This is a genomic window from Providencia zhijiangensis (assembly GCF_030315915.2).
Lineage (GTDB): Bacteria > Pseudomonadota > Gammaproteobacteria > Enterobacterales > Enterobacteriaceae > Providencia > Providencia zhijiangensis.
This window is the reverse complement of record NZ_CP135990.1, coordinates 2901559-2926451: the sequence shown is the minus strand read 5'-3', so window position 1 is coordinate 2926451 and position 24893 is coordinate 2901559. Positions and strand designations below refer to the sequence as shown.

General features: G+C 42.4%; 22 protein-coding genes. 12 read left to right on the top strand and 10 right to left on the bottom strand.

Features of this window, described 5'->3' with window-relative positions; all coding sequences use genetic code 11:
* Positions 1-26: 26 nt before the first annotated feature.
* Together QS795_RS13355 and QS795_RS13350 are read left to right on the top strand one after the other, a co-directional pair.
* Entirely contained in the window at positions 27-914 is an 888-nt protein-coding gene (locus tag QS795_RS13355; RefSeq protein WP_286271978.1) for a hypothetical protein, read from the top strand.
* A 144-nt stretch (positions 915-1058) separates the two neighbouring features.
* A complete protein-coding gene (locus QS795_RS13350) occupies positions 1059-1793 on the top strand; it encodes a vWA domain-containing protein (protein WP_286271977.1) in 735 nt (244 codons plus the stop codon).
* A gap of 75 nt (positions 1794-1868) precedes the next feature.
* On the opposite strand, the gene efeB is transcribed toward QS795_RS13350, so the two are convergent.
* From efeB to QS795_RS13325, 5 genes are all read right to left on the bottom strand, one after another.
* Entirely contained in the window at positions 1869-3158 is a 1290-nt protein-coding gene (efeB, locus tag QS795_RS13345) for an iron uptake transporter deferrochelatase/peroxidase subunit (RefSeq protein ID WP_286271975.1), read from the bottom strand.
* 11 nt (positions 3159-3169) lie between these two features.
* On the bottom strand, positions 3170-4057 hold the full coding sequence (locus tag QS795_RS13340; protein WP_286271973.1) for an EfeM/EfeO family lipoprotein: 888 nt from the start codon (positions 4055-4057) through the stop codon (positions 3170-3172).
* Positions 4050-4907, bottom strand: a complete 858-nt coding sequence (locus QS795_RS13335; RefSeq protein WP_286271971.1) for an FTR1 family iron permease — start codon at positions 4905-4907, stop codon at positions 4050-4052. Before QS795_RS13335 ends, QS795_RS13340 begins: the two co-directional genes overlap by 8 nt.
* An 8-nt stretch (positions 4908-4915) precedes the next feature.
* On the bottom strand, positions 4916-5254 hold the full coding sequence (locus tag QS795_RS13330) for a cupredoxin domain-containing protein (protein WP_036955670.1): 339 nt from the start codon (positions 5252-5254) through the stop codon (positions 4916-4918).
* Positions 5255-5355: 101 nt separating this feature from the next.
* Positions 5356-5913, bottom strand: a complete 558-nt coding sequence (locus tag QS795_RS13325) for an iron transporter (protein ID WP_036955660.1) — start codon at positions 5911-5913, stop codon at positions 5356-5358.
* Positions 5914-6179: 266 nt separating this feature from the next.
* On the opposite strand from QS795_RS13325, the gene QS795_RS13320 reads away from it, so the two are divergent.
* Positions 6180-7109 (top strand): DUF7916 family protein, encoded by a 930-nt coding sequence (locus QS795_RS13320; protein WP_286271970.1) that lies wholly within the window; start codon positions 6180-6182, stop codon positions 7107-7109.
* A gap of 131 nt (positions 7110-7240) precedes the next feature.
* On the opposite strand, the gene QS795_RS13315 is transcribed toward QS795_RS13320, so the two are convergent.
* Positions 7241-7624, bottom strand: coding sequence for a hypothetical protein (locus QS795_RS13315; protein ID WP_286271969.1), 384 nt, complete (start codon positions 7622-7624; stop codon positions 7241-7243).
* A 177-nt stretch (positions 7625-7801) separates the two neighbouring features.
* On the opposite strand from QS795_RS13315, the gene rimO reads away from it, so the two are divergent.
* Both rimO and QS795_RS13305 read left to right on the top strand, forming a co-directional pair.
* Positions 7802-9136, top strand: a complete 1335-nt coding sequence (rimO, locus tag QS795_RS13310) for a 30S ribosomal protein S12 methylthiotransferase RimO (RefSeq protein WP_154600113.1) — start codon at positions 7802-7804, stop codon at positions 9134-9136.
* Between the two features lie 217 nt (positions 9137-9353).
* Positions 9354-9986: a helix-turn-helix domain-containing protein gene (locus tag QS795_RS13305; protein ID WP_286271968.1), complete on the top strand. Its 633-nt coding sequence runs from the start codon at positions 9354-9356 to the stop codon at positions 9984-9986.
* A 743-nt stretch (positions 9987-10729) separates the two neighbouring features.
* Here the strand turns inward: QS795_RS13305 and QS795_RS13300 are convergent.
* Positions 10730-11359, bottom strand: coding sequence for a response regulator transcription factor (locus QS795_RS13300; protein ID WP_286271967.1), 630 nt, complete (start codon positions 11357-11359; stop codon positions 10730-10732).
* 642 nt (positions 11360-12001) lie between these two features.
* Between QS795_RS13300 and rarD the strand changes: the two genes are divergently transcribed.
* Positions 12002-12928 carry an EamA family transporter RarD gene (rarD, locus tag QS795_RS13295; RefSeq protein ID WP_154602394.1) on the top strand — a complete coding sequence of 309 codons (927 nt, stop codon included), beginning with the start codon at positions 12002-12004 and terminating at the stop codon, positions 12926-12928.
* A 161-nt stretch (positions 12929-13089) separates the two neighbouring features.
* Positions 13090-14268, top strand: a complete 1179-nt coding sequence (purT, locus tag QS795_RS13290) for a formate-dependent phosphoribosylglycinamide formyltransferase (RefSeq protein ID WP_286271965.1) — start codon at positions 13090-13092, stop codon at positions 14266-14268.
* A 49-nt stretch (positions 14269-14317) separates the two neighbouring features.
* Here the strand turns inward: purT and QS795_RS13285 are convergent, their stop codons facing one another.
* A complete protein-coding gene (locus tag QS795_RS13285) occupies positions 14318-15925 on the bottom strand; it encodes a GMC family oxidoreductase (protein WP_286271964.1) in 1608 nt (535 codons plus the stop codon).
* A 359-nt stretch (positions 15926-16284) separates the two neighbouring features.
* On the opposite strand from QS795_RS13285, the gene QS795_RS13280 reads away from it, so the two are divergent.
* From QS795_RS13280 to yjiA, 4 genes are all read left to right on the top strand, one after another.
* Positions 16285-16761 carry a WG repeat-containing protein gene (locus tag QS795_RS13280; RefSeq protein ID WP_154637772.1) on the top strand — a complete coding sequence of 159 codons (477 nt, stop codon included), beginning with the start codon at positions 16285-16287 and terminating at the stop codon, positions 16759-16761.
* Positions 16762-17155: 394 nt separating this feature from the next.
* Positions 17156-19309 (top strand): carbon starvation CstA family protein, encoded by a 2154-nt coding sequence (locus QS795_RS13275; protein WP_154602398.1) that lies wholly within the window; start codon positions 17156-17158, stop codon positions 19307-19309.
* A gap of 101 nt (positions 19310-19410) precedes the next feature.
* The gene (locus QS795_RS13270) at positions 19411-19614 is read left to right on the top strand and encodes a YbdD/YjiX family protein (protein ID WP_154602399.1); all 204 of its coding nucleotides are present in this window, start codon (positions 19411-19413) and stop codon (positions 19612-19614) included.
* Positions 19615-19653: 39 nt separating this feature from the next.
* Positions 19654-20616 (top strand): GTPase, encoded by a 963-nt coding sequence (gene yjiA, locus QS795_RS13265; RefSeq protein WP_286271960.1) that lies wholly within the window; start codon positions 19654-19656, stop codon positions 20614-20616.
* A gap of 172 nt (positions 20617-20788) precedes the next feature.
* Here the strand turns inward: yjiA and QS795_RS13260 are convergent, their stop codons facing one another.
* Both QS795_RS13260 and QS795_RS13255 read right to left on the bottom strand, forming a co-directional pair.
* On the bottom strand, positions 20789-22108 hold the full coding sequence (locus QS795_RS13260; RefSeq protein WP_286271958.1) for an L-cysteine desulfidase family protein: 1320 nt from the start codon (positions 22106-22108) through the stop codon (positions 20789-20791).
* Between the two features lie 196 nt (positions 22109-22304).
* A complete protein-coding gene (locus QS795_RS13255) occupies positions 22305-23651 on the bottom strand; it encodes an MATE family efflux transporter (RefSeq protein ID WP_154602402.1) in 1347 nt (448 codons plus the stop codon).
* 193 nt (positions 23652-23844) lie between these two features.
* On the opposite strand from QS795_RS13255, the gene QS795_RS13250 reads away from it, so the two are divergent.
* Complete coding sequence (locus QS795_RS13250; RefSeq protein ID WP_154627581.1) at positions 23845-24741, top strand: diaminopimelate dehydrogenase; 897 nt, start codon at positions 23845-23847, stop codon at positions 24739-24741.
* Positions 24742-24893: the final 152 nt, after the last annotated feature.

Sequence of the window (24893 nt, the reverse complement as noted above, 5' to 3'; positions counted from 1 at the left end):
TGATGTGTAATATGTTGAGGATATACATGAAAGCTATATTGAAAGTCAGCCTGCTCACGACAGTAATGCTATTGATTACTGCCTGTGGTGATCTCGATCTTATGGGAAATAAAGGAAAGTTTTATTATAGCAATCCGACAGAAAACACGATTTCCTTTAAAGTGGACGGTAAAGATTATCAGGTCGAACCTAGCCAGTATGGCTCAGTATCATTAGCTAGCGGTGAACATACGCTTGAAGATGATGCCGGTCATGTCACCAAATTTATGGTGTTTGAACATAATTCCGGTGGGATCCTAAACCCTAATCAAGGGGTGTATTACACGTTCTCGGAAGTGTATACCGAGCAAGATAAATATAAGGGTTATCAGCCAGCGCTGCGAAATGTCACTATTTATGGGCACGAATTAAGTTTACCCATTAAAAGCAGTAATGCCGTGGTGATTGATGGCAATTTATTCCGTTGTACTTACCCAATTGGCAAAGCGTTGCCGGGGGCAGAAAATAAGCAATACAAGCAAGAAGATATTAAATCAAAATGTTTTGATCAATCAGAGTTAATTGAATATTTTGCTAACGAACACGATCAAAATTTAGTGCCTAATTCACCACAAAATGAAGAGAATAATTCGATTAGTCAGCATTTAAGTTATCAAATTCCTCAAGCGGCTTTCCGTGATCCACAGGTTCAATCGGTGGCGAATGAGATTATCGCGCTAACGGAAACGCTGAAAAATGCGAACAAAGTCGATATTCATCAAGACTTAAATAAACAATATCATCAATTAACTGTTCAGTTAGTGGAAACGTATACTGAAAGTCCTTCCAGCAATGTGGCTGAGGAATATATAAAATTGAATGGGTTTATTAAAGAAATTAACAAACTCAGAAATTATGGTGTGTGGATAAGATAAGTCTATTCCATTAAGTTTATTTGAGCGTCTTTATAATTAAGAATTTGCTTATAAATTAAGCAGAGTAATCTTATGTGATATCCCGTTGAAACACGGAAACTAAGAGATAGTTTCGTTAGGATAATATTATAAAGAGGCTCAGTGATGAATTTATTTAAGACTTCATTTTTTACTGCAATATCTGCTGTATTCCTACTCTTTTTTTCCAGCGTCTCTGGCGCTAAATCCATTGTTGAACCCGTTAAAGATTCTGAAGTATTAGACTTGGTGTTTATCTTGGATAAAAGCGGTTCTATGTCAGGATTTGAATCTGACACTGTCGGTGGATATAACAGCGTACTGACAGAAAATAGAAATAAATCGGGTAAAACCTTTATTACCACTGTGTTGTTTAATAATAAAACCAGTTTATTACACAATAGAGAACCCATTGATAAAGTTAAAAACCTCACGCTAGATGACTATTCTGTCGGTGGCAATACCGCTTTATTAGATGCCATTGGCGATACCATGGTGAAAATGCGTGAGAATAGAAAAATCACCAAGAACAATAATGTTTTGTTTGTGATTATTACTGATGGTGAAGAGAACAGTAGCACCAAATATAGTCAGGCTAAGATTAAATCTATGATTAAATCTGCAGAAGTTGAAGATAAGTGGGACTTTATTTTCTTAGGTGCCAATATTGATGCAATTACGGCTGCGGATAATATTGGTATTAAGAGTTCTAATGCCACAGGTTATGTTCAAGATGGCACAGGCTACGATAAGGCATATAAAGCGGTCAATAAAGCCGTAGAAGCCAAACAGAATGCCGCACCAATATCAGAGGAATGGAAACAGGAAGTTGAGCAAGACGCGAAGGATCGCAAAAAATAAGAAGATAATAAAATCAGTCTGTAGATGAAGAAGCTGAAGGCCCCGAAATAATATTCGGGGTCTTTTTTTATGGTTCTATTTAGCGTCTTTCAGCGCGGCAAATAACCCTTTAGCGAGTTGGTCTTGCTCGGATTGAATGCCGGGTAAAACGAAATAGTAACCCCCACCAAATGGTTTAATATAGCGCTCCAGTGGTTCGCCATTTAACCGTTTTTGAGTATCAATAAAGCCGGTTTTTAAGTTCTTTTGATATGAAACGAAAATCAGCCCCATATCCAGAGCGCCATTATCGGTTAAGCCAAGAGAGTAACTGTAACTGCGGCGGCGTAACTTAGCGGTGTGGCGCGTTGGGTTTCTTGGTTCGGCACGGCGCATGTGGGAGTCAAATAAGACGCGGTCACCGTGAGGATCTTTGTCGAATGCAGGGTCATCCATTTCGTGCTTCATGCCCATTGGTGCGCCAGTTGTTTTATGGCGCCCAAAGTCATTTTCTTGGTCTTCCAGCGGGGTTCTATCCCAGAATTCAAGATTAAAACGAATTAAGCGAACCGCTTGATAGGTTCCACCAACGCACCATGCTGGCTCTTTGCTGTCTTCAGTGACCCAAATCAGCTCATCCATTAATTTGCTGTCGTCGGCTGGCGCATTACCGGTACCATCTTTAAAGCCAAATAAATTAATTGGAGTAGAGCGTTTATCAATATCCCTTGAGGGTAAGAACCCATCGATTTTCCAGAGTGGGAACCAATAAGGTGAAGTGTGGCGGAGAATATCGCGCAGCGCATAAATCACGCTTTCTTGGCTATTGGCACATATTTGCAGCACCACATCACCACCACACCATTTGTCTTCTAAACGGTCGTTCGGGAAGCTGGTCATTTCCACCAATTGGCTCGGCTTAAGCTTTTCTAATCCAAAGCGTGAATCGAATAAGCTATCGCCCAAGGAGACCGTGACACTCAAGGCGTCAGGCTGAATAAGCGTACCTAAAATCCCAGACTCTGCGGGCGGCATTTTATCATTCTGATTCGGCGTAGATTTTTGTACTTGGGTCAGAAAGGCAATGCGTTGAGTTAATACAGTGAACAGCGTTTGCAGCTCATCAAGAGTCGTCGACGTGATTCGAAAAGCGATAAACGAGGCATTTTTCTGTTCTGGGGTTAACACGCCCGCTTGGTGTGAACCTAAATAATTGATGCTTTTGTCATAAGTCAGCTCGCAATCCGCAATGGATGCTTTCGCACTGAGAGCTGGGGCGGCGAGGATTGCGCCTCCCATGACTAAGGTTTTTAGCGCATGGCGGCGAGATACTTTAGATTGAGAAAATCCCAAAGGTTGTGACTCGCTTTTTAGTTTAGCTTGCATAAATTTATGCCTTAATATTTATAGTAAACATCAACATCTAACTGAGCGCGTAATGTGGCGAGCAGTTCAGCTTGTTGCGTTAACAGGGAATAGAGCGCCATTTTGTCTTGTTGTTTTAGTTGGCTGTAAGGCTTGTATTGACCTTTAGCTAATTGATATGACTGCACTATTTTATTAATTTTCTGATCATTTTCTTTTATTTGATCAAGGGTCTTGGATTCAATAAACGGGCTGATAACCTCGATGATGGCTTGAGAACCCTTGGCATTTGCCGCCATATCCGACAGGTCAGAGAGACTATAAATATTCTCTTGTCCCGACAGTTTTGTTTCGAGGATCATCTCCATAAAATCAGCGGAGGCTTGCACCAATTTCGGAATTTCAATGGTTTCGGTCAGGACACGTTTTTGTAAATCTTTCCCTTTTAATAACAGCTCATCAGATGCTGGCAGTGCCGCTTTGAGATCTTGTTTGGAAAATAAAAGGTATTCAACCAAGTGAAATCCCACGAAGCGGTAATCTTTTTCTTTATCCAAAAAATAATTCGCACGAGGGTTGATGGTTCGGTCGGTATTACCAAATAACACAATGACCGGACGCACGGATTCATAGTGCTGATGGGCTTGAATATAGGCCGCTTTCGCCTGCGCTAATTGGCCTTTTTGCACACTTTGATTGAGTTTTTCTAATTGCACCACCATTTCACCTAACTCCTTGTTGACGAAGGATAAGTATTCTTTAATGGCGGGCTGATATTTCTCAGGGGTAGGAATATCCCCTTTAGCAATGATGATATTGTCCCCTGTTTGCACAGGGGAGCGCAGGGCTTTGCCATAAGCGGTAGATGCCACGAGTGACGCGACGATTACGCTAATGGCTATGCGGGTGATTTTACGCATTTTGTAAGTTCCGTTTAGCGGCATGTTTTTTGCTCCAAACAAACAGTGCGAGGATCACAACCCAATAGATAACAAAGGTGATGACACTGAGCCAAATTGGCTGTGAACGGTATGCAAAGAATGATGAGATAAAGTTGCCAACCACACCGGAGTCATCCAGTAATGCGCTGGTATCCCATGCTGGGTAGATTAAAAATTCAGGAATTGGATAGTCAAACTCAATCATTAAGTTTGAAATCTCTTCGACGCCTCTGAGCAATAAGGAGAGGGCGAGGAACAGTAAAATCACGCCAGTGACTTTAAAGAAAATTTTCCACGAAATAATGCGGTTAGTGAGTAAGAAGGCGTACAGCGTCATACCTGCAATAACGACACCCGCGGCAACTTCAAAGATAAATTCGTTAGCATTTTCAGCGGTTAACGACATGATGAAACTGGAAAGGAAAACGACAATTTCGCTGCCTTCACGGGCAATCGCGATAGCGATAATCAAGGTTGCGCCCCACCAACTGTGGTGTTCTGCATTACGATTAATACCCGATTCCAGCTCTTTTTTCATCGAGCCGCCGCTTTTGTTCATCCAATAGACCATTTGAACAATCAAGATACAGGCGAGGATCTCCATGACTATCATGAAAATAGATTGTCCAGTGTCATCAAGGACATTGAATACGCCGTAAATCAGCAGTGCGAGTAAGATGGACATGGCGATACCCAGTCCAACTCCGCCCCAGAGGAATTTCATCCCATTGCGAGCGTCAGGGTGGCGTTTGATCCACGCATAGATGATGCCGATAACTAATAGCGCTTCAAAACTTTCGCGCCAAACTACGAAGAGAACTTGTCCCATGTTGAGTCCTACTCTTTAGCGATGATCTCGCCTTTTGGATGTGACAGATGGAAATCGTCGAAAAATGTGTAACTACCTGGTTTTAACGGTGCAATGACCACCACGGAACTGGCACCGGGGGCTAATACTTTTTCTTTGCGCAGTTGCAGGCTTTCAAACTCTGCGGGTTCAGTGCCGGTATTGGTAATTTTGATACGAATAATGGTTTTTGCTGGCACTTCCAGAACGCGAGGGATTAAATCCCCATTTTTCATTTCTAATTCAACGGTATATTTTTCGGCGCTTAAGGCAGATTGTGGAAGTAATGCGCAAATAAAAACCAGTAAAAAGCTGAGTAGTGTTTTCATTGTTGGCTCAAACTTATTGAAAATAGAGAGTTCCTTACTAGCGAAAAAGGGCTCGCGCGGAATATTACCCCCGCGAAAGCCCTCAGCGCATCATTGAAAAATTAGTAACTGCCTTTGCGACCTATGCCGGCATAGTCAAAGTCCCAAGAGACTTCAAACGGTTCGAACCAAGGCGCAACCCCAGTTTCTTTATCAATGTGGCGACCGAAAGCAGCTTGTTGATTGTGTGAAGGTGGGTAAATTTTATAAGTAACGCGATATTTACCATTACCATCCAGTTTAATATTTTCACCGTAGTGAGGACCATCGCTCGCTACCATCGGCATAAAGGTGCCTGATTGAGTCTGTGGTTTATCGCCCAGCTTGGTGACGGTATATTCGACAGTTAAGTAAGGCATCCAATCGCCTTCTGCAAAGCCGTTCGGGTTATCTTCTACGGCGTGGATGTCGGCTTCTAAGTGAACGTCGGCTTTATCCGCTGGCAGGTGAGCCATCTTGTGATGACCTTCTTCGGTGTCCATGGTGATAGGCTGTAAATAAACACCTTGAATTTCCATGCCGTTTTTAATGACTGGGTGACCGAGAGGATACTCTTGAGCAAAGGCGGATAGAGAGAATAAGGCTAAGCCCGAAACGGCTGCCTGATAAGCGAATTTCATTGTGACATCCTTACCTGAATGAAGTTAGAAGCATAATGATAATCATTACTATTAATCAAAAACAAGCAGAATGTTTTAGGCTTATATCCAATCCTTACTATGAATATATTTAAATTTAATATTAATCAAAGTGTTAATGCTTTCTTTTTTAGTGATAAAAAATAAGTGTTAGAAAGGTGATTTGCTTCAGACACCGTAGTGGGTTTCACATGCTATAGTCGAAACGTTGATCGGTATTTATTAGGTATAAAATCGAGGTACTGGAGATGCAAAAACGTTATTTGGATTGTTCCGCTTCTGAAATTGCAAAAATGAACAAGAAAAACTTACTAGAAGCGATTAAAGCCAGCGAAGGGCGATTACTGGTGAGTGAAACTATCGGGACTATTCAGCCCGTCTTGATGAACGTCACTAATGCGGAACTGGCAGCAAGCCAAGGTGCAGATATTTTGCTATTGAATGTTTTTGATGTGAATAATCCTGTGATGCAAGGTTTACCAGAAGGCATTGCACCCGATGACATTATCCGTACCTTAAAGCACTTAACAGGACGTGCAATTGGCGTGAATTTGGAACCTGTTCCTGCAGGGTTTAATAATCCCCATCAAGATAAACAGTGGAAAATTTCTGAAGGGCGTTTGGCCACTGTCAAAAATGCCTTGAAATTAAAACAGATGGGGGCAGATATTATTGTCCTGACAGGGAATCCGGGTAATGGTGTCACTAACCAAGAAATCAACCAAAGCCTCAAAGAACTCAAAGCGGTGGTGGGGGAAGATATCGTTCTTATTACGGGGAAAATGCATGCAGCGGGAGTCCTCAATGCGTCTGCTGAGCAATTAATTACCAAAGAGGATATTCATTCCTTTATAGAGAGCGGTGCGGATATTATTTTATTGCCAGCACCGGGAACCGTTCCGGGAATATCGTCGGAATTTGTGCAGAAAATGGTGAGTTATTGCCATTCTCAGCGAGTGATGACCATGACGGCGATTGGCACGTCCCAAGAAGGGGCTGATCTGCAAACCATCCGCCAGATTGCTTTAATGTGCAAAATGGCAGGAACAGATTTACATCATATTGGTGACTCAGGTTATAACGGCATTGCCTTGCCAGAGAATATTTTGAATTACAGTATTGTAATCCGTGGTGTTAGGCACACCTATTCCCGTATCGCCCGCTCAATTAACCGCTAATCTTTGCTGTTTTTCTGAGTGAAATCCCTGCGCTAGAAATGGCGCGGGGATTTCGCTCGAAATGCCATTTCTCATTTTTGCAATTAGTAAATCAACAGCTTTCTATGATTGCATGACTATCACTGAAATAATTAAAGTTCTTTTACAGGATAGGTTTTTTTTATATTTGAGCCATCACTGTACATTTCGGTGATACTGAGTTGATCATCTTTAACGTTATAAAATACCTTTTCATCTAATGGATCATCTCTCCAACGCCCGATACTATCTGGGTTGTTAGATGCCCACATCACTTGATTACCTATTAGCTTGCACTTAATTGCCCACTGTGTTCCGTCAACAGGTCTGATGTAGTGTACATATGCAACTGCAGATTCAATTTTCTCTAATTGCATGATTTTATGATCACGACCAAACATTGCAGCGGAAGCTGCTTTACATACTTTTCCAACATCAGCTTCAGAGGCATAGAGTGATGAGCTAAAAAGTATGGATAGGAGCAGTAGTTTCTTCATTAGAAATATCTCATTATTAGTGTGTTAAATAATGTTATCGGCATCAATAGGATTAACTGCACAAGTAACCGTTTTGTCATTCCCACCGCCAAAAAAATATACAATTCCCGCTATACTTCAGGTAAAATCCAGCCCATTTTTTAAAAAAACATCTATAACACAATAAAGAAGTGAGCTATGTCGCAAAATACGAATTCAGTGCCAAAGATTGGCTTTGTTTCGCTTGGCTGTCCAAAAAATCTCGTTGATTCAGAGCGTATCTTAACGGAGCTGCGTACTGATGGTTACCAAGTCGTTCCTAGCTATGACGATGCCGATCTGGTTATCGTGAACACCTGTGGCTTTATTGATAGTGCCGTTCAAGAATCGTTAGAAGCTATCGGCGAAGCGTTGAACGAAAATGGTAAAGTGATTGTGACAGGGTGCCTGGGCGCAAAAGAGAACCAAATCCGTGAAGTTCACCCGAAGGTATTAGAAATTACGGGCCCACATAGTTATGAACAAGTGTTAAATCACGTTCACCACTATGTGCCAAAACCAGAGCATGATCCGTTCTTTAGTTTAGTCCCAGAGCAAGGCGTAAAATTAACGCCAAAACATTACGCTTACTTAAAAATATCGGAAGGCTGTAACCACCGTTGCACTTTCTGCATCATTCCTTCAATGCGTGGTGACTTAGATAGCCGTGCCATTGGCGATGTACTAAATGAAGCCAAACGTTTAGTGGAATCAGGTGTGAAAGAGTTACTGGTGATTTCTCAAGATACGTCTGCTTATGGTGTGGATGTTAAACACCGTACAGGGTTCTGGGATGGTCAGCCAGTAAAAACCAGCATGGTTGGATTATGTGAACAGTTAGCGTCTATGGGCGTTTGGGTTCGTCTGCATTACGTTTATCCATACCCACATGTTGATGATGTGATCCCATTAATGGCCGAAGGTAAAGTATTACCTTATTTGGATATTCCATTACAGCACGCTAGCCCGAAAATTTTAAAACTGATGAAACGTCCGGGTGCGGTAGAAAGAACGTTAGAGCGTATTAAACGTTGGCGTGAAATTTGTCCTGAGTTGACATTGCGTTCGACGTTTATTGTTGGTTTCCCTGGTGAAACAGAAGAAGATTTCCAGATGCTATTGGATTTCTTACAAGAAGCGCGATTAGATAGAGTCGGTTGCTTTAAATACAGCCCAGTTGAAGGCGCAAAAGCGAATGAACTGGCTGATCAAGTCCCTGAAGAGATTAAAGAAGAACGTTATCATCGCTTTATGCAGCTTCAGCAAGAGATATCCACTCAGCGCTTACAAGAGAAAGTGGGTCGCGAGCTTTTAGTTATTATCGACGAGGTCGATGACGAAGGTGCTGTAGGCCGTAGTATGGCCGATGCGCCAGAAATTGACGGCATGGTGTACCTTAATGGCGAGTTTGATGTGAAAGCAGGGGATATCGTTAAAGTGCTGATTGAGCATGCTGATGAATATGACCTGTGGGGCACCGTTGTTAGCGAATAAAAAATAGGCTATTATCTGGCTCAAAATTTAGCCTGCGGATCACTTTCGCAGGCTTTTTTCGATATAACCCACTGTTTTGGGTTTTTTCTATATTTCAAATACTTGATCTATATCATCCCGCCAAAATCTATCAAATCATAACTTGATCTAGGATATAAAACTTAACTGACAACTTGACATAATCAGAGAGAATACTTATCGAAGAATAAGGCTGATTATGACTATTGATTTTACAATTCCCAAACTCGCACAGCTTACAGAAAAATCTTCATGCTCCATTAATCCGGAGTTATTGATACAACTGGCAAGTGAAGCTATCACAAGTGGCTTATCACCTATCCATGATTTCGACATTGAAGGAATGTTGTTGGATAAATATGGTCAAACCTTATGGTCTAACCGTAAATCAGACAGCGGCGCTATGTTGCCATCTTGGATATTCTCTCAAATGCAGGTCACTTCGTTAGATGACCAGCCGATTAACTCACAAGGACATACTTATTATTTTGCCCCTATTTATGATGAAACGCGGTTGCTAGCCACGTTGGTGTTACGTGGGGAGCCAACCAGCAGCAATATATTGTTAGCACTCACTCTTACCCTAGGGCGAGAAATCAGTGAAAAGTTGAAGTGTCACTTTTACTGGCAAAAACTTTCAGAGAAGACTCTCGGACATAATCTGTTCCATGACTTGAACATTCATGAAGTGGAAAAAGCGTTAATTATCGAAGCCGCACTGGCTTACGGCGGAAAAATTCAGGAGATGCATCAAGCGTTAAATATGGGACGTACGACACTGTGGCGCAAGTTGAAGCAGTATCAGATTGATATTCGCGAATACAAGCTATAGCTATGTTAATAAAAACAGTTCCGTCAATAAAAACAGTCCTGCCAATAAAAAAAGCTTCTACTGATTTTCAGCAGCAATGCTGAAAACGTTCGAAGCATTCAAATCACACAGCCTTACGGTAATCACTAAGCCCACTATCAATGCATATTGATTGCGGGCTCAGTCACGCCTTGCAGCGAAACGAAAGAGAAGAAATGAAAAAGAGCTAAGATTATCAACCTATCTTGTCGATAAGTATGTTGATCTCAGTACGCTTTTTTTTAGGAATTGGTTTTAATTTGACGTTATAGATTTTTATTTCAGTGAATACGCATACTCACAGTTAGAGTAAATGGCTATGGGGATATATATAGGTTTATATTTTATTTTAAACTAAATATATTAATCTTATATTTAGCTATAAATGCGATTTTTGTTATTAATAACTAGAGTAACAGTTTCCTTGTATAAAAATGATAGTGCAATTTATTTAATTTTCCACTATTGATTAAAAAATAGTTATTTTAGGGTGATGAATTAATAAAGCGAAATAGAATGCATAATCGTTATGCTAAGTTTGATAGTGAAAAATAGTTAGCCGAATAGTTAAGTGGATAGTTAAGTTAAATGATTAAACTAAATCGTTATCTAAATAAAAATCTAAATTTAATTGTATTTTTCTGGATGATCTCGAGGAAGAAAAAATGCCTAATGGTTTTTTGATAAACCATTAGGCAGGAAGGGTGTCTGGTGAATAAAGATAATTAAGCGTTTGCAGAATAAGTATTAATATATTCATACTCTTGGATTAATTGAGGCAGTGATTTTATTCCTAGTTTTGTATAAATATTTGAACGGTGTACTTCTACGGTTCTTGGTGATAATGATAGTTTTTCAGCCGTTTCTCTGCTGGTGTTCCCGTCTAAAATCATGTCCATGATTTCACGCTCTCTTGCAGAAAGACGGTCGAATTTATCGGCTAAATAGATATATTTTTTATGATTTTCATTTTGTTTATCAAAGTGTTCATTAGCTCCTTGAATAGCGCTTAGAAACACTCTGTCATCAAATGGAAATGCATAGAAATCAAAGGCCCCAGCCTTGAAACAGTCTCTACATAGTGCCGCGGAAGGTTCTTCTGCGATGACGATAACAGGGACAACGGCTAAAGATTGAGTAAGGTTTTTTAATTTATTAATATGACTTGAGTTATTGCCTACGAATAATAAAACACAATCCTTTGCATTCTCTTCTTTAGGGTAAGTATAAGTACTAATAAATACCTCTTCGTCATTATAGAATTTAAAAATAAAATCTAAAGATTCCATCTTTGATTTCAGTTTATTCTTAAAGACATTATCGTTTTCAACGATTACATGAATGGCGTTATTCATCACCAAACTCCTGTTAAACGGATTTGACATTCAAATTAACGTAGTTTAATAGAATGAGAATAATTTACCGATGAAAATGGCAATATATTTCCAACTATTCTTTTTTATAGATTATTGCTGAACGTAATTGATATTAAAAAAAGTACTAGCCTAATTTTAATATAAAAAAGAAACAAAAGTTAAAGTATGTGTCAAAACGTAACATCTGTTTAATGTTTTGTAACAAGATAGAGTTTTAAGCTTGTCTTACGATTATTATGTTTTCTAGATAACATGAAAATAATGTTATTTAGCTAAGTAATAATATCGCAAAATGTTAGTCATAAAAAGCACTATTAGCAATTTTATGAAATTTAATTAATCATCCGCCTTGATATTTTTTATCTGTTTTTATGTTTTGTGATGAAGTTATTAAAATTCGCTCCGTAAAATTGCAATGCACTCTAAAAAAAATGAGTGAATACACGTAATGATTTCCTTAAAAGATATTGCACTATAGGTTTTCATATCATTAATAAAAGTGTTTAGTGTGAATAAATTGGTCGATAACCTTAGTGATAGTTTGCACTTCAACCTATTATCTTTCCGTTATTGGCGTATTATAGAGAAGAAAAATCAACCACACTTTCATACGGATAAATTATGTTGCTGCGTTCCGGGGTAGCATTAGCTATCTTTTCTTATATTCTTTGGGGGATAACCCCGCTGTTTTATCGGTTACTTCCAGATGCTCAAGCCATGGAATTACTGGCGCAACGATTGATTTGGTCTCTTCCGTTCTTATTTTTTATTCGGTTGCTTATCAAGAATAAATCCCTGTGGAAACAAGTGTGGGCAGATAAACGTTCAATTGTACTATGTTTTTTTAGCTCCTCGATTATGGCGGTGTCGTGGACAACCTTCACTTATGCTTTAACCCATGGACAAGTACTGGCTGCGAGCTTGGGTTATTTTATTAATCCCTTATTTTCCATTTTGCTTGGGGTGATTTTTTTGCGAGAGCGCTTAGTTTTTGCAGAAAAACTCGCTGTGGTGTTTATTTTCTCCGGTGTTGCCTACCAAATTATTCAATATGGGGAACTGCCCGTTTTAGCGTTAGTGATGGGGAGCGCCTTTGCGGTTTATGGTTTGATCCGTAAATTTATTCGTTTTGATGTTATCACCTCGCTGTTTTTAGAGGCGCTCTGGTTATTACCCCTAGCGGTAGGTATTACATGGTGGTTATCCGCACATGGAATGAGTGCAGTAGAAAATGGTGATTGGCAAACCAAAATGCTGTACATGTTGGCGGCACCTGTGACAATTATTCCATTACTCTTTTTCACGGCAGCGATTAAACGCACCACATTAACGGTGATTGGTTTAGCACAATATATAGAGCCAACAATTCAATTCTTGTTAGCCGTTTTCCTGTTTAATGAAATTTTCGATTGGGTCAAAGGTGTCAGCTTCACCTTGATTTGGATTGGCCTACTGTTTTGCGTGTTAGCGCTGCTTCATAAACGCTATGGCAAAGGTGCGCGCCGCCAACCTTATGTGACCGGGCGAGATGAACCTCCTCAAATTTAACCTGTGATTTTAATCAATTAGCCTGTTTATGGAGAATATCGTCAGCAGGCTGCGCTTCTATCATGGTCAAAGCAAACGATTGCGTATATAATCCCTGCCATCTTTTTAGACATTATCTTTTATGTAGCAGCATTTATCTCTGGGGATATAAGGTCATTATCATGAGCCAATTAGGTACTGCACTTTGTTCTAGCGCGACAAAAGTTATGCTTCTCGGTTCGGGGGAGTTAGGTAAAGAAGTGGCGATTGAGTGCCAGCGTTTGGGTATTGAAGTGATTGCGGTGGATCGCTATGACAACGCACCCGCGATGCATGTTGCTCATCGTAGCTACACCATTAATATGTTGGATGGTGAAGCACTACGCCAACTTGTTGCGAGCGAGAAACCGGATTTTATCGTGCCTGAAATTGAAGCGATTGCCACCAAAACGTTGGTGGAACTCGAAAAGCAAGGTCAAAAAGTCGTGCCATCTGCTAATGCGGTTTACTTAACCATGAACCGTGAAGGGATCCGCCGTTTAGCAGCTGAAGAGCTACAGCTCCCAACCTCTGAATACCGCTTCGTGGAAACGAAAGCGGATTTTGAAGCCTCAGCCCATGAAATTGGCTTTCCCTGCATTGTAAAACCAGTCATGAGCTCGTCGGGGAAAGGGCAGAGCATCATTCGCTCCGCGGAGCAGCTTGATAGTGCGTGGAATTATTCCCAAGAAGGCGGGCGTACAGGTCAAGGGCGCGTGATTGTTGAAAAAATGGTGAATTTCGATTTTGAAATTACCTTATTAACCATTAGCGCGGCAGACGGTGTGCATTTCTGCGCACCAGTGGGGCATCGCCAAGAGAAAGGCGATTATCGCGAATCTTGGCAGCCGCAAGCGATGAGTGACATTGCTTTGCAAAAAGCGCAGGATGTGGCGAAGAAAATTGTCACCGCTTTAGGTGGATACGGCTTATTTGGTGTGGAGCTGTTTGTCTGTGGCGATGAGATCATTTTCAACGAAGTCTCTCCTCGCCCTCATGACACAGGCATGGTGACGTTAATTTCTCAAAACCTATCTGAATTCGCATTACATGTCCGCGCTTTCTTAGGCTTACCGATTGGCACTGTTCGCCAGTATGGGGCTAGCGCATCGGCCGTGATTTTACCAGAGCTGCATAGCCGGAATGTAGTTTTTTCGGGCATTCATGAGGCACTTGGTTCTGATATTCAATTGCGTCTATTTGGTAAGCCGGAAATAGCAGGAACGCGTCGTTTAGGTGTGGCGCTCGCGGTCGGAGATTCGATTGAGCAAGCCCTAGAGATGGCAAAAACGGCGGCGGATCGAGTGAAAGTAACAGGCTAGTGATTATCCCCCGCCATGCTGGGTTTAGGCGGGGGGCTTTTTAGGGGGATTATTGCCTATCTTCAATAATCATCGCGGCTGCGCGTTCCGCAATCATGATGGTTGGCGCATTGGTATTGCCACTTGGGATTTCTGGCATCACAGAACAATCCACCACACGTAGTTTGTTGATCCCATGAACGCGAAGACGTAAATCCGTGACGGAATTTGCGGTATCGGTTCCCATACGGCAAGTGCCAACAGGGTGATAAACCGTTTTACAGAAATTACGCACAAACTCTTCTAATTGCTCCTCATCATGCTGAACTTGGGCTGGCGGCATCAATGTATTTTTACTGACAGCTTGCAATGATGGCTGGCTTAATACCTCTAAACCGAATTTCACCGCACGTTTACAACCTGCCATATCTTCTGGTTCAGCTAAGTAATTGGCGTGAATTTTTAACGGATCTTGCGGGTTTTGGCTACGCAGTAAAATTTCCCCGCGAGACTTAGGTTGTAAGTAACCGACTTTCAGTGAAAAACCGTGAGCGGCAGGTAGCGGCTCTCCCGGTACATCATCCCAGCTATCTAAAATAGGTAAAAAGTGAATTTGCACATCTGGGCGACCTTGGTTGCAACTGTCTTTAAAGGCGGCTCCTTCTAAAACGTTAGAAGCGAGTAGCCCACTGCGAAATGCCATCCACTCAAAACCATGTTTGATAGCGGCAAAGCCTTGGTCGGCACCAAATAAGCTGATGGGCTCTTTGGTGGTGACGTTGATGGACATATGCAAATGGTCGTGAAAGTTTTTGCCCACGGGTAAATTCGTTACGGTTTTGATCCCTAAAGAAGAAAGGTGTTCTTCAGGGCCGATACCAGAGAGCATCAATAACTTCGCTGATCCCATTGCGCCGGAGCAAACTAGCACTTCTTCTCGCGCTAGGGCTTCGACTTCGTGACCATTTTTACCTTGGTAAGCCACGCCAACCGCTTGCCCATCGCGGATAATAATGCGATTAACTTGGGTATTAAGTTTGAGAGTTAAACGGTCGCTATTTGCCACTGATTTCAAATAGGTTTTGGAGGTGCTTGCTCTTTCCCCATTGTGTGTGGTGGTTTGATAGAAACTGGTTCCTTGTTGGCTCTCTCCATTAAGGTCATTAACGTAAGGTAAACCATGTTCTTGAGCCGCTTGAATGAATGCCATAGAAAGTGGATGGCGATAACGGTTTTCACTGACGGGAAGAGGTCCTTCAGTGCCGTGGTATTCCCCGGTTAGGCTTTCATTGCGTTCGGCTTTTTTAAACCACGGTAGGACATCTTGATAACCCCAGCCTTCGCATCCGTACTTTTGTTCCCAGTTATCATAATCCTGTTTTTGCCCGCGAATGTAGATCATGCCATTGACTGAACTGCTGCCCCCGAGCACGCGACCTTGAGCAATTTGCATTTTGCGGTTGTTGGCGTGAGGTTCTGGTTCGGTTTCATAGGGCCAACTTTTTTGGGCAATAATTTTTGCTACACCAGCAGGCATACGGATAAACATGTGGTTATCGCAACCGCCCGCTTCAATAAGTAGCACGCGAGCTTGGGTTTCTTGGATCAGGCGTGCGGCGAGAACACAACCTGCGGAGCCTGCACCGACAATAATATAGTCATATTTTTGTGTGCTCATTTCATATCCTCATTGAAATTAACATTCAATCATCATTTAGTTAACAATAACGCCTTTGAGTTATTAATGTATGAATAATGTTCTTTTAGTGTGATTTGCTTCAAAAATAATTTCCTATGTAACTATTTTTTAGTTTTATCTAATTATTGTTATTTAAAAGGAAAATATTAATTTCATAATTTTTTAGTCTTGTTTTTAATTTTATTAATAAGTTAATGTTTTATTGGTTGGGTTATTCTTAGTGAAAAATAGTGCGAACGAAAAAGACGCATAGAAAAGAATTGCGTGATTATCTGATACCCATTAGGAATGCTTTAAGGGATGCTGGGCGTCTAATAAAATGAGAGGCGCCTTTACGAATGAAAGCGATACTAATAAAAAGCATGCTGATGAGTTCTGTGTTGACGACAATGGCAGCTGCCATGCCACTCGAAGAACAGTTTCAGTTAATGGCGGAAGAAGAAAGCGAAAAAATCCGCTGCTTTGAACCTTCTTCACCTTTCCTGTATTGCCTTAAAGGAAGCGTATATACAAAAGGTGGCATCAGGCTCGTGGATAAGCAGGATAATGAAGTGTATCAGTTTTACTATTTTGATAATGGTCTTGACCCTGCGAGTGAAGGGCTATACCGAATTCGTCAGGGGGAAAAAATAGGTTATGCCAACGCACAAACTGGAGAGATTGTGATTGAGCCGATTTATGATTGTGCATATCCATTCGAAAACGGTAAAGCCAAGGTCGGCGAGAAGTGTGAGCGGCAAACCGACGGAGAACATAGCTGGTGGATTGGGGGAGAATGGCAAGAAATTGTTAATCCGCTCAAGGGGGGGAATTAGCGTTTTATTCATGTATTACCCTCTGGGATTTAACAAAAGTCACAATTTAAACATGATTTTAAAAATTACTTAACTTATTGAAATAGAAAATATTTGGTACTCAGATCACATTTTTTTAGGGTTGGGCGACGCTTGAAAACCATTCACTGCAAAAAACTAACCGCTTAATTCTGTATGCCACCACTCAAGGTAACTTTTCGCTTTTCCTGATAGTAATTTCTTACCATACCCACTATGGCAGAACTCAATTTTTCACATTCAAAATCATTCAACCACTGCCTATTAAAAAATCATTTGTTATTCATCGAAAACGACTAAAAACAACGTTTTCGCAGTTTAATAAACGGTAATTACGTATTAATGGCATGTTCGTTCTACCTCAGAAGGGTGTTCTATGAACAAAAATGGTATTTTAAAACACATTCCATGGATGATCCTCGGGATCATCGGTGCAATCTGTTTAGGGGTTGTCGCGCTAAGACGCGGCGAGCACATTAGTGCATTATGGATCGTCGTCGCATCAGTGGCGGTGTATCTGATTGCTTATCGCTACTACAGCTTATATATCGCTAAAAAAGTGATGAAGCTGGACGAAACGCGTGCTACACCAGCGGTCATTAATAATGACGGCTTAAACTATGTTCCAACCAATAAAAACGTTCTGTTTGGTCACCACTTTGCGGCTATCGCAGGGGCGGGTCCATTAGTTGGACCAGTATTGGCGGCTCAGGTGGGTTACTTACCGGGAACATTGTGGCTACTGGCAGGGGTTGTCCTTGCGGGGGCGGTACAGGACTTTATGGTGCTGTTTATCTCCTCACGCCGTAACGGTGCATCCCTTGGTGAGATAGTTAAAGAAGAATTGGGGCCAATCCCAGGTACGCTAGCACTGTTTGGCTGCTTCTTAATTATGATCATCATCCTCGCCGTATTGGCGCTGATCGTGGTTAAAGCACTGGCAGAAAGCCCATGGGGTGTCTTTACGGTTTGCTCCACTGTGCCGATTGCACTCTTTATGGGGATATACATGCGCTATATCCGACCGGGACGTGTGGGTGAAATTGCCGTTATCGGTATTGCACTGTTAGTCGCTTCTATTTGGTTTGGTGGTGTGATTGCACACGACCCTTACTGGGGCCCAGCACTGACCTTTAAAGATACAACCATTACTTATGCTTTAGTCGGTTATGCGTTTGTTTCCGCGTTACTGCCTGTATGGCTGATTTTGGCGCCTCGTGACTACTTAGCTACATTCCTGAAAATCGGGGTTATCGTTGGTTTAGCAGTGGGTATTGTTATCCTTAACCCTGAACTGAAAATGCCAGCGGTGACGCAGTTTGTTGATGGTTCTGGTCCTGTTTGGAAAGGTACACTGTTCCCATTCCTGTTTATCACCATTGCGTGTGGTGCTGTATCCGGTTTCCACGCCTTAATCTCTTCAGGTACGACGCCAAAACTGTTAGCGAACGAGAAAGACGCGCGTTACATCGGCTACGGTGCGATGTTAATGGAATCTTTCGTGGCTATCATGGCGCTAGTGGCCGCTTCTATCATCGAGCCAGGCCTGTACTTTGCAATGAACACTCCACCATCAGCATTAGGTATCACTATGCCTAACCTGCATGAGCTGGGTGGCCCTGATGGCGCGGCAATTATGGCGCAACTGAAAGATGTGTCTGTTCATGCAGCAGCAACGGTCAGTTCATGGGGCTTTGTGATTTCCCCTGAACAAATTATGCAAACAGCGACAGATATTGGTGAACCTTCGATTCTGAACCGTGCCGGTGGTGCGCCAACCTTAGCTGTCGGTATTGCATTTGTATTCCACGAAATTATGCCTGCTGCCAATATGGGCTTCTGGTATCACTTCGGTATCCTGTTTGAAGCACTGTTTATCTTAACGGCACTGGATGCGGGTACCCGTTCTGGCCGCTTTATGCTGCAAGATTTACTGGGTAACTTCGTGCCATTCCTGAAGAAAACCGACTCTCTGTTTGCTGGGATCATCGGTACAGCTGGATGCGTAGGTTTATGGGGTTATTTACTGTATCAAGGCGTTGTTGACCCACTGGGCGGCGTTAAGAGCTTGTGGCCACTGTTCGGTATCTCCAACCAGATGCTGGCAGCGGTAGCGTTAGTCCTGAGTACGGTTGTATTGATTAAGATGAAACGCAGTAAATACATCTTAGTCACTGTGTTACCAGCGGTATGGTTATTAATCTGTACCACATGGGCTCTGGGACTGAAATTATTCAGCGATAATCCTCAACTGGAAGGTTTCTTATACTTAGCGAAATCTTACAAAGAGAAAATCGCCGCGGGTGGTGCTGAGTTAACGGCACAAGAAATTACTAATATGAATCACATTATTATTAATAACTACACTAACGCGGGTCTGAGTATTCTGTTCTTAGTGGTGGTTTACGGTATTATCTTCTACGGTATCCGTGTGGGAATGAAAGCCCATAAAAACCCAAATCGTACAGATAAAGAAACCCCTTATGTTCCTGTTCCTAAAGAGGGTGTGAAAGTGTCATCTTCACACTAAGAGCAGAATAATGCATCGAGTTAAGTTTCACTCGAAACAGTAAGGGAAGCCCGACATTGTACGAAAATGCAGTGTCGGGCATTTTGCCTTTGGAGATGGTTATGTTTGGAAACTTGGGTAAAACTGGTAAATATTTAGGGCAGGCGGCGCGTATGCTGGTGGGGATCCCCGACTACGATACTTACGTGCAGCACATGAAAGATAATCACCCCGATAAACCTGTGATGACCTATAAAGAGTTTTTTCGTGAACGACAAGATGCTCGCTACGGCGGCAATGGTAAAGGCGGATTTCGCTGCTGTTAACGAACTTTCTTATCAATGAATGGCATGATGAGGGCAATAATGAAACCAATCAATGTAACGATTTTAACGGGCTTTTTGGGGGCAGGAAAAACCACGCTATTGAGCCACATTCTCAACGCGGAGCATGGCCATAAAATTGCCGTGATCGAAAACGAGTTCGGCGAAGTTCCTATCGATAATGCGTTGATTGGCGACCGTGCCACGCAAATCACCACCTTAAGTAATGGCTGTATTTGTTGCAGTCGTTCTAATGAATTAGAAAATGCGCTGTTGGATTTATTGGATGGTTTAGACAGCGGCAAACTCGATTTTGAGCGTTTAGTGATTGAGTGTACGGGTATGGCCGATCCAGGTCCGATTACACAAACATTTTTCTCTCATGAAGTGCTGTGCGAGCGTTATTTATTGGATGGCATTATTACTTTGGTGGATGCAGTTCATGCCGATAAGCAGCTTAATGATTTCGCCATTGCCCAAGCGCAAATTGGTTATGCTGACCGAATCCTTCTCACCAAAACCGATATTGAGCCAAATACTGATGCGTTGATTGAGCGTTTGCAGCGCATTAATGCCCGAGCACCGATTTATCCAGTGGTTCATGGGGATATTAATTTAGATTTGCTGCTAGATATTGAAGGCTTTTTGTTGGATTCAAAACTCAATGTTAAGCAACCGACGTTCCGTTTCGCGCCTAAGCAGCAAAATGAAGTAGGGTCGATTGTGCTGGAGTTTGATTACCCTGTAGAGTTGATGGCCGTCTCCCAAGTGATGGAAGATTTATTACTCGGTTTTGCAGATAATTTATTACGCTATAAGGGAATTTTGTCCATTATCGACGAGCCAAAGCGCCTATTATTCCAAGGTGTCCAGCGCCTGTATAGCGCCGATTGGGATAGAGATTGGGGCGAAGATGAAACGCGCAGCAGCGTCCTCGTTTTCATCGGCATCGATCTCCCCGAAGCCGAAATTCGCGAAAAATTCGCCGCACTAGAAAATCAATAAAAACGCAATAAAAACTCAATAAAAACAAAGAAGAAGCTAACAGAAGATTCTAATTCAAAGATATTCGAGTTGTCGCAAGGCGGTAATCGAGTTAAGGGCTAGGAGCATACATAAGTATGTGACTAGCCTTAACGAGTGCAACCAACACAGCGACAGCTCGAAGAGCGAAGAATTAGCGAGCTTTGGAGGACATTATTTCGATTATTTGAATGTCCGTATGCCGCATTGAGCCCGCCGCCAACGAACACAAATTCGCAATCGACTGATCCACATCATCCGACACAATTCCGTCCGAGCCTCTTACGCAGCTATTATCTAGCGCCATCAATACGGCTTTGTATGCCGCACTCGCACTGGTGGAGACTTTCATTGCACAGCTGTTGGATGCCCCATCACAGATCATGCCGCTGACGTCGCCGATCATGCTTGAGATTGCCATTGCGACCACTTCATAGCGAGCTTCCAATAACCATGCAATCCCAGCAGCAGCACCCATTGCTGCGGTGGTTGCCGCACATAATGCAGAAAGCGCAGGCAGTTGGTTATGAATATAAATGGCCATTAAATGGGAGAGCATCAGCGCACGAGCTAACTGTTCTTCGGTAGATTGCAGATAATCTGCGGTCACAACGACCGGCATAGTAGCTGCAATACCTTGGTTACCGGAACCGGAATTACTCATGGCGGGCAATACCGCACCGCCCATACGTGCATCAGAGGCTGCCGTTGTGCGGATCATAATTTCGGATAATAAATCTTTGGACAATAAACCGCGGTCACGTTGAGCCTGCAACGTTTTACCAATATGCAGGCCGTAGCTATTGCGCAAACCTTCTTGAGATAACGCATCATTTAAGTGTGCGGCTTCAAGAATGAAACGAATATCGTCTAATGGTGCTTGAGTTGCGAACTCATAAACCGCTTTAGCAGTGACTTTCGGTAAGCTGACATCGGTACCACAATCAACGGGATCCCGGGTTTCTGTTTTATTCTCAGTAATATCGAACAGAACCTGATCTCCATGGATAATTTTGACAATATGCGTGTGAGAGCCTGCGATGATCACCGTGGCAGAATCATTGTCGCTGTAGGCTGTCGCTTCTGAATAAACAACATCATCACAAGGGGATTTAATATCAACGGTGATGGAACCGTCCGCGAGCATCGCTTTACTGCGTGCAATTGCTTCAGGTGATGCTGATTTTAATACTTCTAACCCAGCGTCGGCATCACCGCCCACTGCGCCTAGCGCCGCGGCAATCGGTAATCCCACCATTCCTGTTCCCGGAACGGTGACGCCCATACCATTTTTCATGAGATTAGGGGAAACAAATGCGGCAACGCGGATCACTGGCGATGACAGATAAGACGCTGCTTTTGCCGCTGCATAAGCAAGGGAAATGGGTTCAGTACAACCCAGAGCAGGTTTAACGTCTTGTTTGACGGCATTGATAAAATATTGCCAGAGAAGTTCTTCAGTTTGCGTTGCCATGGTGATATCCCTAAAAGTCATGTGGTGATGGAATTATTCTAATGAAGAGGACGGAGAAAAACTTCACAATGTTTATGGATAAATGGGGATGAGAGAGAAAATTTATCTCTAATATGATTTGTTTGGGGTAAATATTTTTAAATATGATGCCGATCACAAAAATCCTACCTATTTTCATAGGTAGGATACGGAGAGCTTAGCTTTCTAAATCGAGGCGTTTACTTTGCCATTTACGTGAACGCCAGCGCCACGCATTGGTGAGCCCGCGAACCCACTCATCGACAAAGAATCCAATCCAGATACCGATTAACCCCATTTCCATTTTTATGCCAAGGAAGTAGCCCAATGGAATGGCGATCCCCCACATAAAGAGTACGGCGGTTAATAATGGGAATTTCGCATCACCAGAGGCGCGAAGGGCGTTTACCATGACGATGTTGATAGTACGTCCCGGCTCTAAGAATACGGATAATAAGAAAATTGGCAGCAATAACTGAATGATGCCTTGATCGTCCGTTAAGCTTTCGAGGATGGGTGCGCGGAATAACCAGAATACAAACACCACGCCGATAGTGACGTAAAAGCCCCATTTCAAACTCTTAAACGCACGGCGATAGGCATCTTCAAAGCGCTTAGCGCCCACTAAATGCCCGACCATAATCTCATTACCAATACTAATGGAAATTCCAAACAGCATAATAAATAGCGAAAGTTGGAAATAGAGGGTTTGCGCAGCAAGGGCAGTTTCACCCATTAAGCCGATAAAGGCGGATGCGGTCATAAAGTGCAGGATCCACACCAAGTTTTCGCCCGCGGCAGGTAAACCAATATGCAGGATTTTGCTGAGCATTTTACTGGACCAACGGATCAGCATCATTGGGGTAAATTTGATTCTTAGCCCATAGAACAGCAGGCAGAACAGTAAAATGACTGCCACAACGCGTCCAACCACCGTTGACCATGCAACGCCTTCCAGACCATATTGCGGTAAACCAAAGAAGCCATACAGCACAATCATGTTACCAATCACGGTAATGATATTGGCAATCAGAGTGACCCACATCGCTGGCTGAGCTTTACCATAAACGCGTAAACAAGCCGCGAGAATGATGGAGATCGCTTCTGGAATTAAACAGATACCCAAAATGTGTAAATATGCGTACCCATCATCCATTAAGTGGGATGGGGTATTCATAATGGTCAGAATTTTGTAGCCAAAAAAGAGCGCAATTAAGGCGCTGGAGAAACCTAATATAAAGTTAAAGGCGATGGAAATATGAATCGCTTGGCTGGCTTTATCACGGCGACCTGCCCCCAGATATTGGGCGATAACGACGCTACATCCCACGCTAATAAAGTTAAAGATAGTAATAAATAGGTCAAAAACCTGATTCCCGACCCCCATTGCAGCAAGGTAGGCCGTCGATACATGGCTCACCATGTAGGTATTAATTAATAAGGTGGCCAAATGAAGGAAAATATCAATAAAGATTGGCCAACTGAGGGAATAGAGTGACCTCTCAGTGACATCGGGCTGATGCATTAAGAACCTTTGTATTCGTTGAAATTAGAGAAAAGAACGAGATTTGCTCGGATTCTACCTCTAATTGATAAAGTAACCTAGTAATAAAAGCCGGAACTTTTTAGATAATTAAGCTTTGTTTAATCTATATAAATTTGTTATTGATATGCATCTTGTATTTGAAATATGACATCAGAATGACCGAGGAGTCACAATGACAAAAATTAAAACAGCAATAGTGGGTTACGGCAATATTGGTCGTTATGCACTAGAAGCTGTTCAAGCCGCTGATGATTTCGAATTAGTCGGAATTGTACGTCGTAATACCCAAGATATTCCAGCGGAATTAGCCGGATATAACGTGGTTGATGACATCGAAAAATTAGATGGCGTGGATGTTGCGTTACTTTGTTCCCCTACACGTGCTATCGGAACTTTAGCAGAGAAAATCTTAAGCCTAGGGATTAATACCGTAGATAGCTTCGATGTGCACTCTGATATCGTGGCATTAAAACACCAGCTTGATAGCGTCGCGAAGAAGCATAACAGTGTGTCAATTGTATCGGCAGGCTGGGATCCGGGTTCAGACTCCATCATGCGTACGCTGATGCTGGCAATGGCACCAAAAGGGGTGACTTACACTAACTTTGGCCCAGGTATGAGTATGGGGCATAGCGTTGCGGCGAAAGCAGTTGATGGCGTGAAAGATGCACTTTCAGTCACCATCCCTCTAGGTACTGGCGTCCATCGTCGTATGGTGTATGTTGAGCTGGAAGCGGGTGCAAAGTTTGATGATGTGGTGCGCGCAATCAAGCAAGATAGTTATTTCTCTTCCGATGAAACGCATATTCGCCAAGTGGATAGCATTGATGCATTAAAAGATGTGGGACACGGCGTTCAAATGACCCATAAAGGGGTTTCTGGTGCGACACACAATCAGTTATTCGAATACTCAATGCGTATCAATAACCCTGCATTAACGTCGCAGTTTATGGTATCTGCCGCACGTGCAACCATGAAACAGCCTGCGGGGGCGTATACCGTCATTGAAATTCCACCAGTGAATTTCCTGCAAGGTGATTTAGATAGCTTAATCGCTAAGCTGGTTTAATTTTCAAATAGCGTTAATCACTGATTAATGGTGCGCAGCATAATGAATAGCATTGTGACTGCGTGTCATTTTCTCTCCTCGCTTTTTATTTTATTCCCCTTCAGAATAACGCCATTATTTAGGATTGGTTCGACACCAGCATAGAAGAGTGT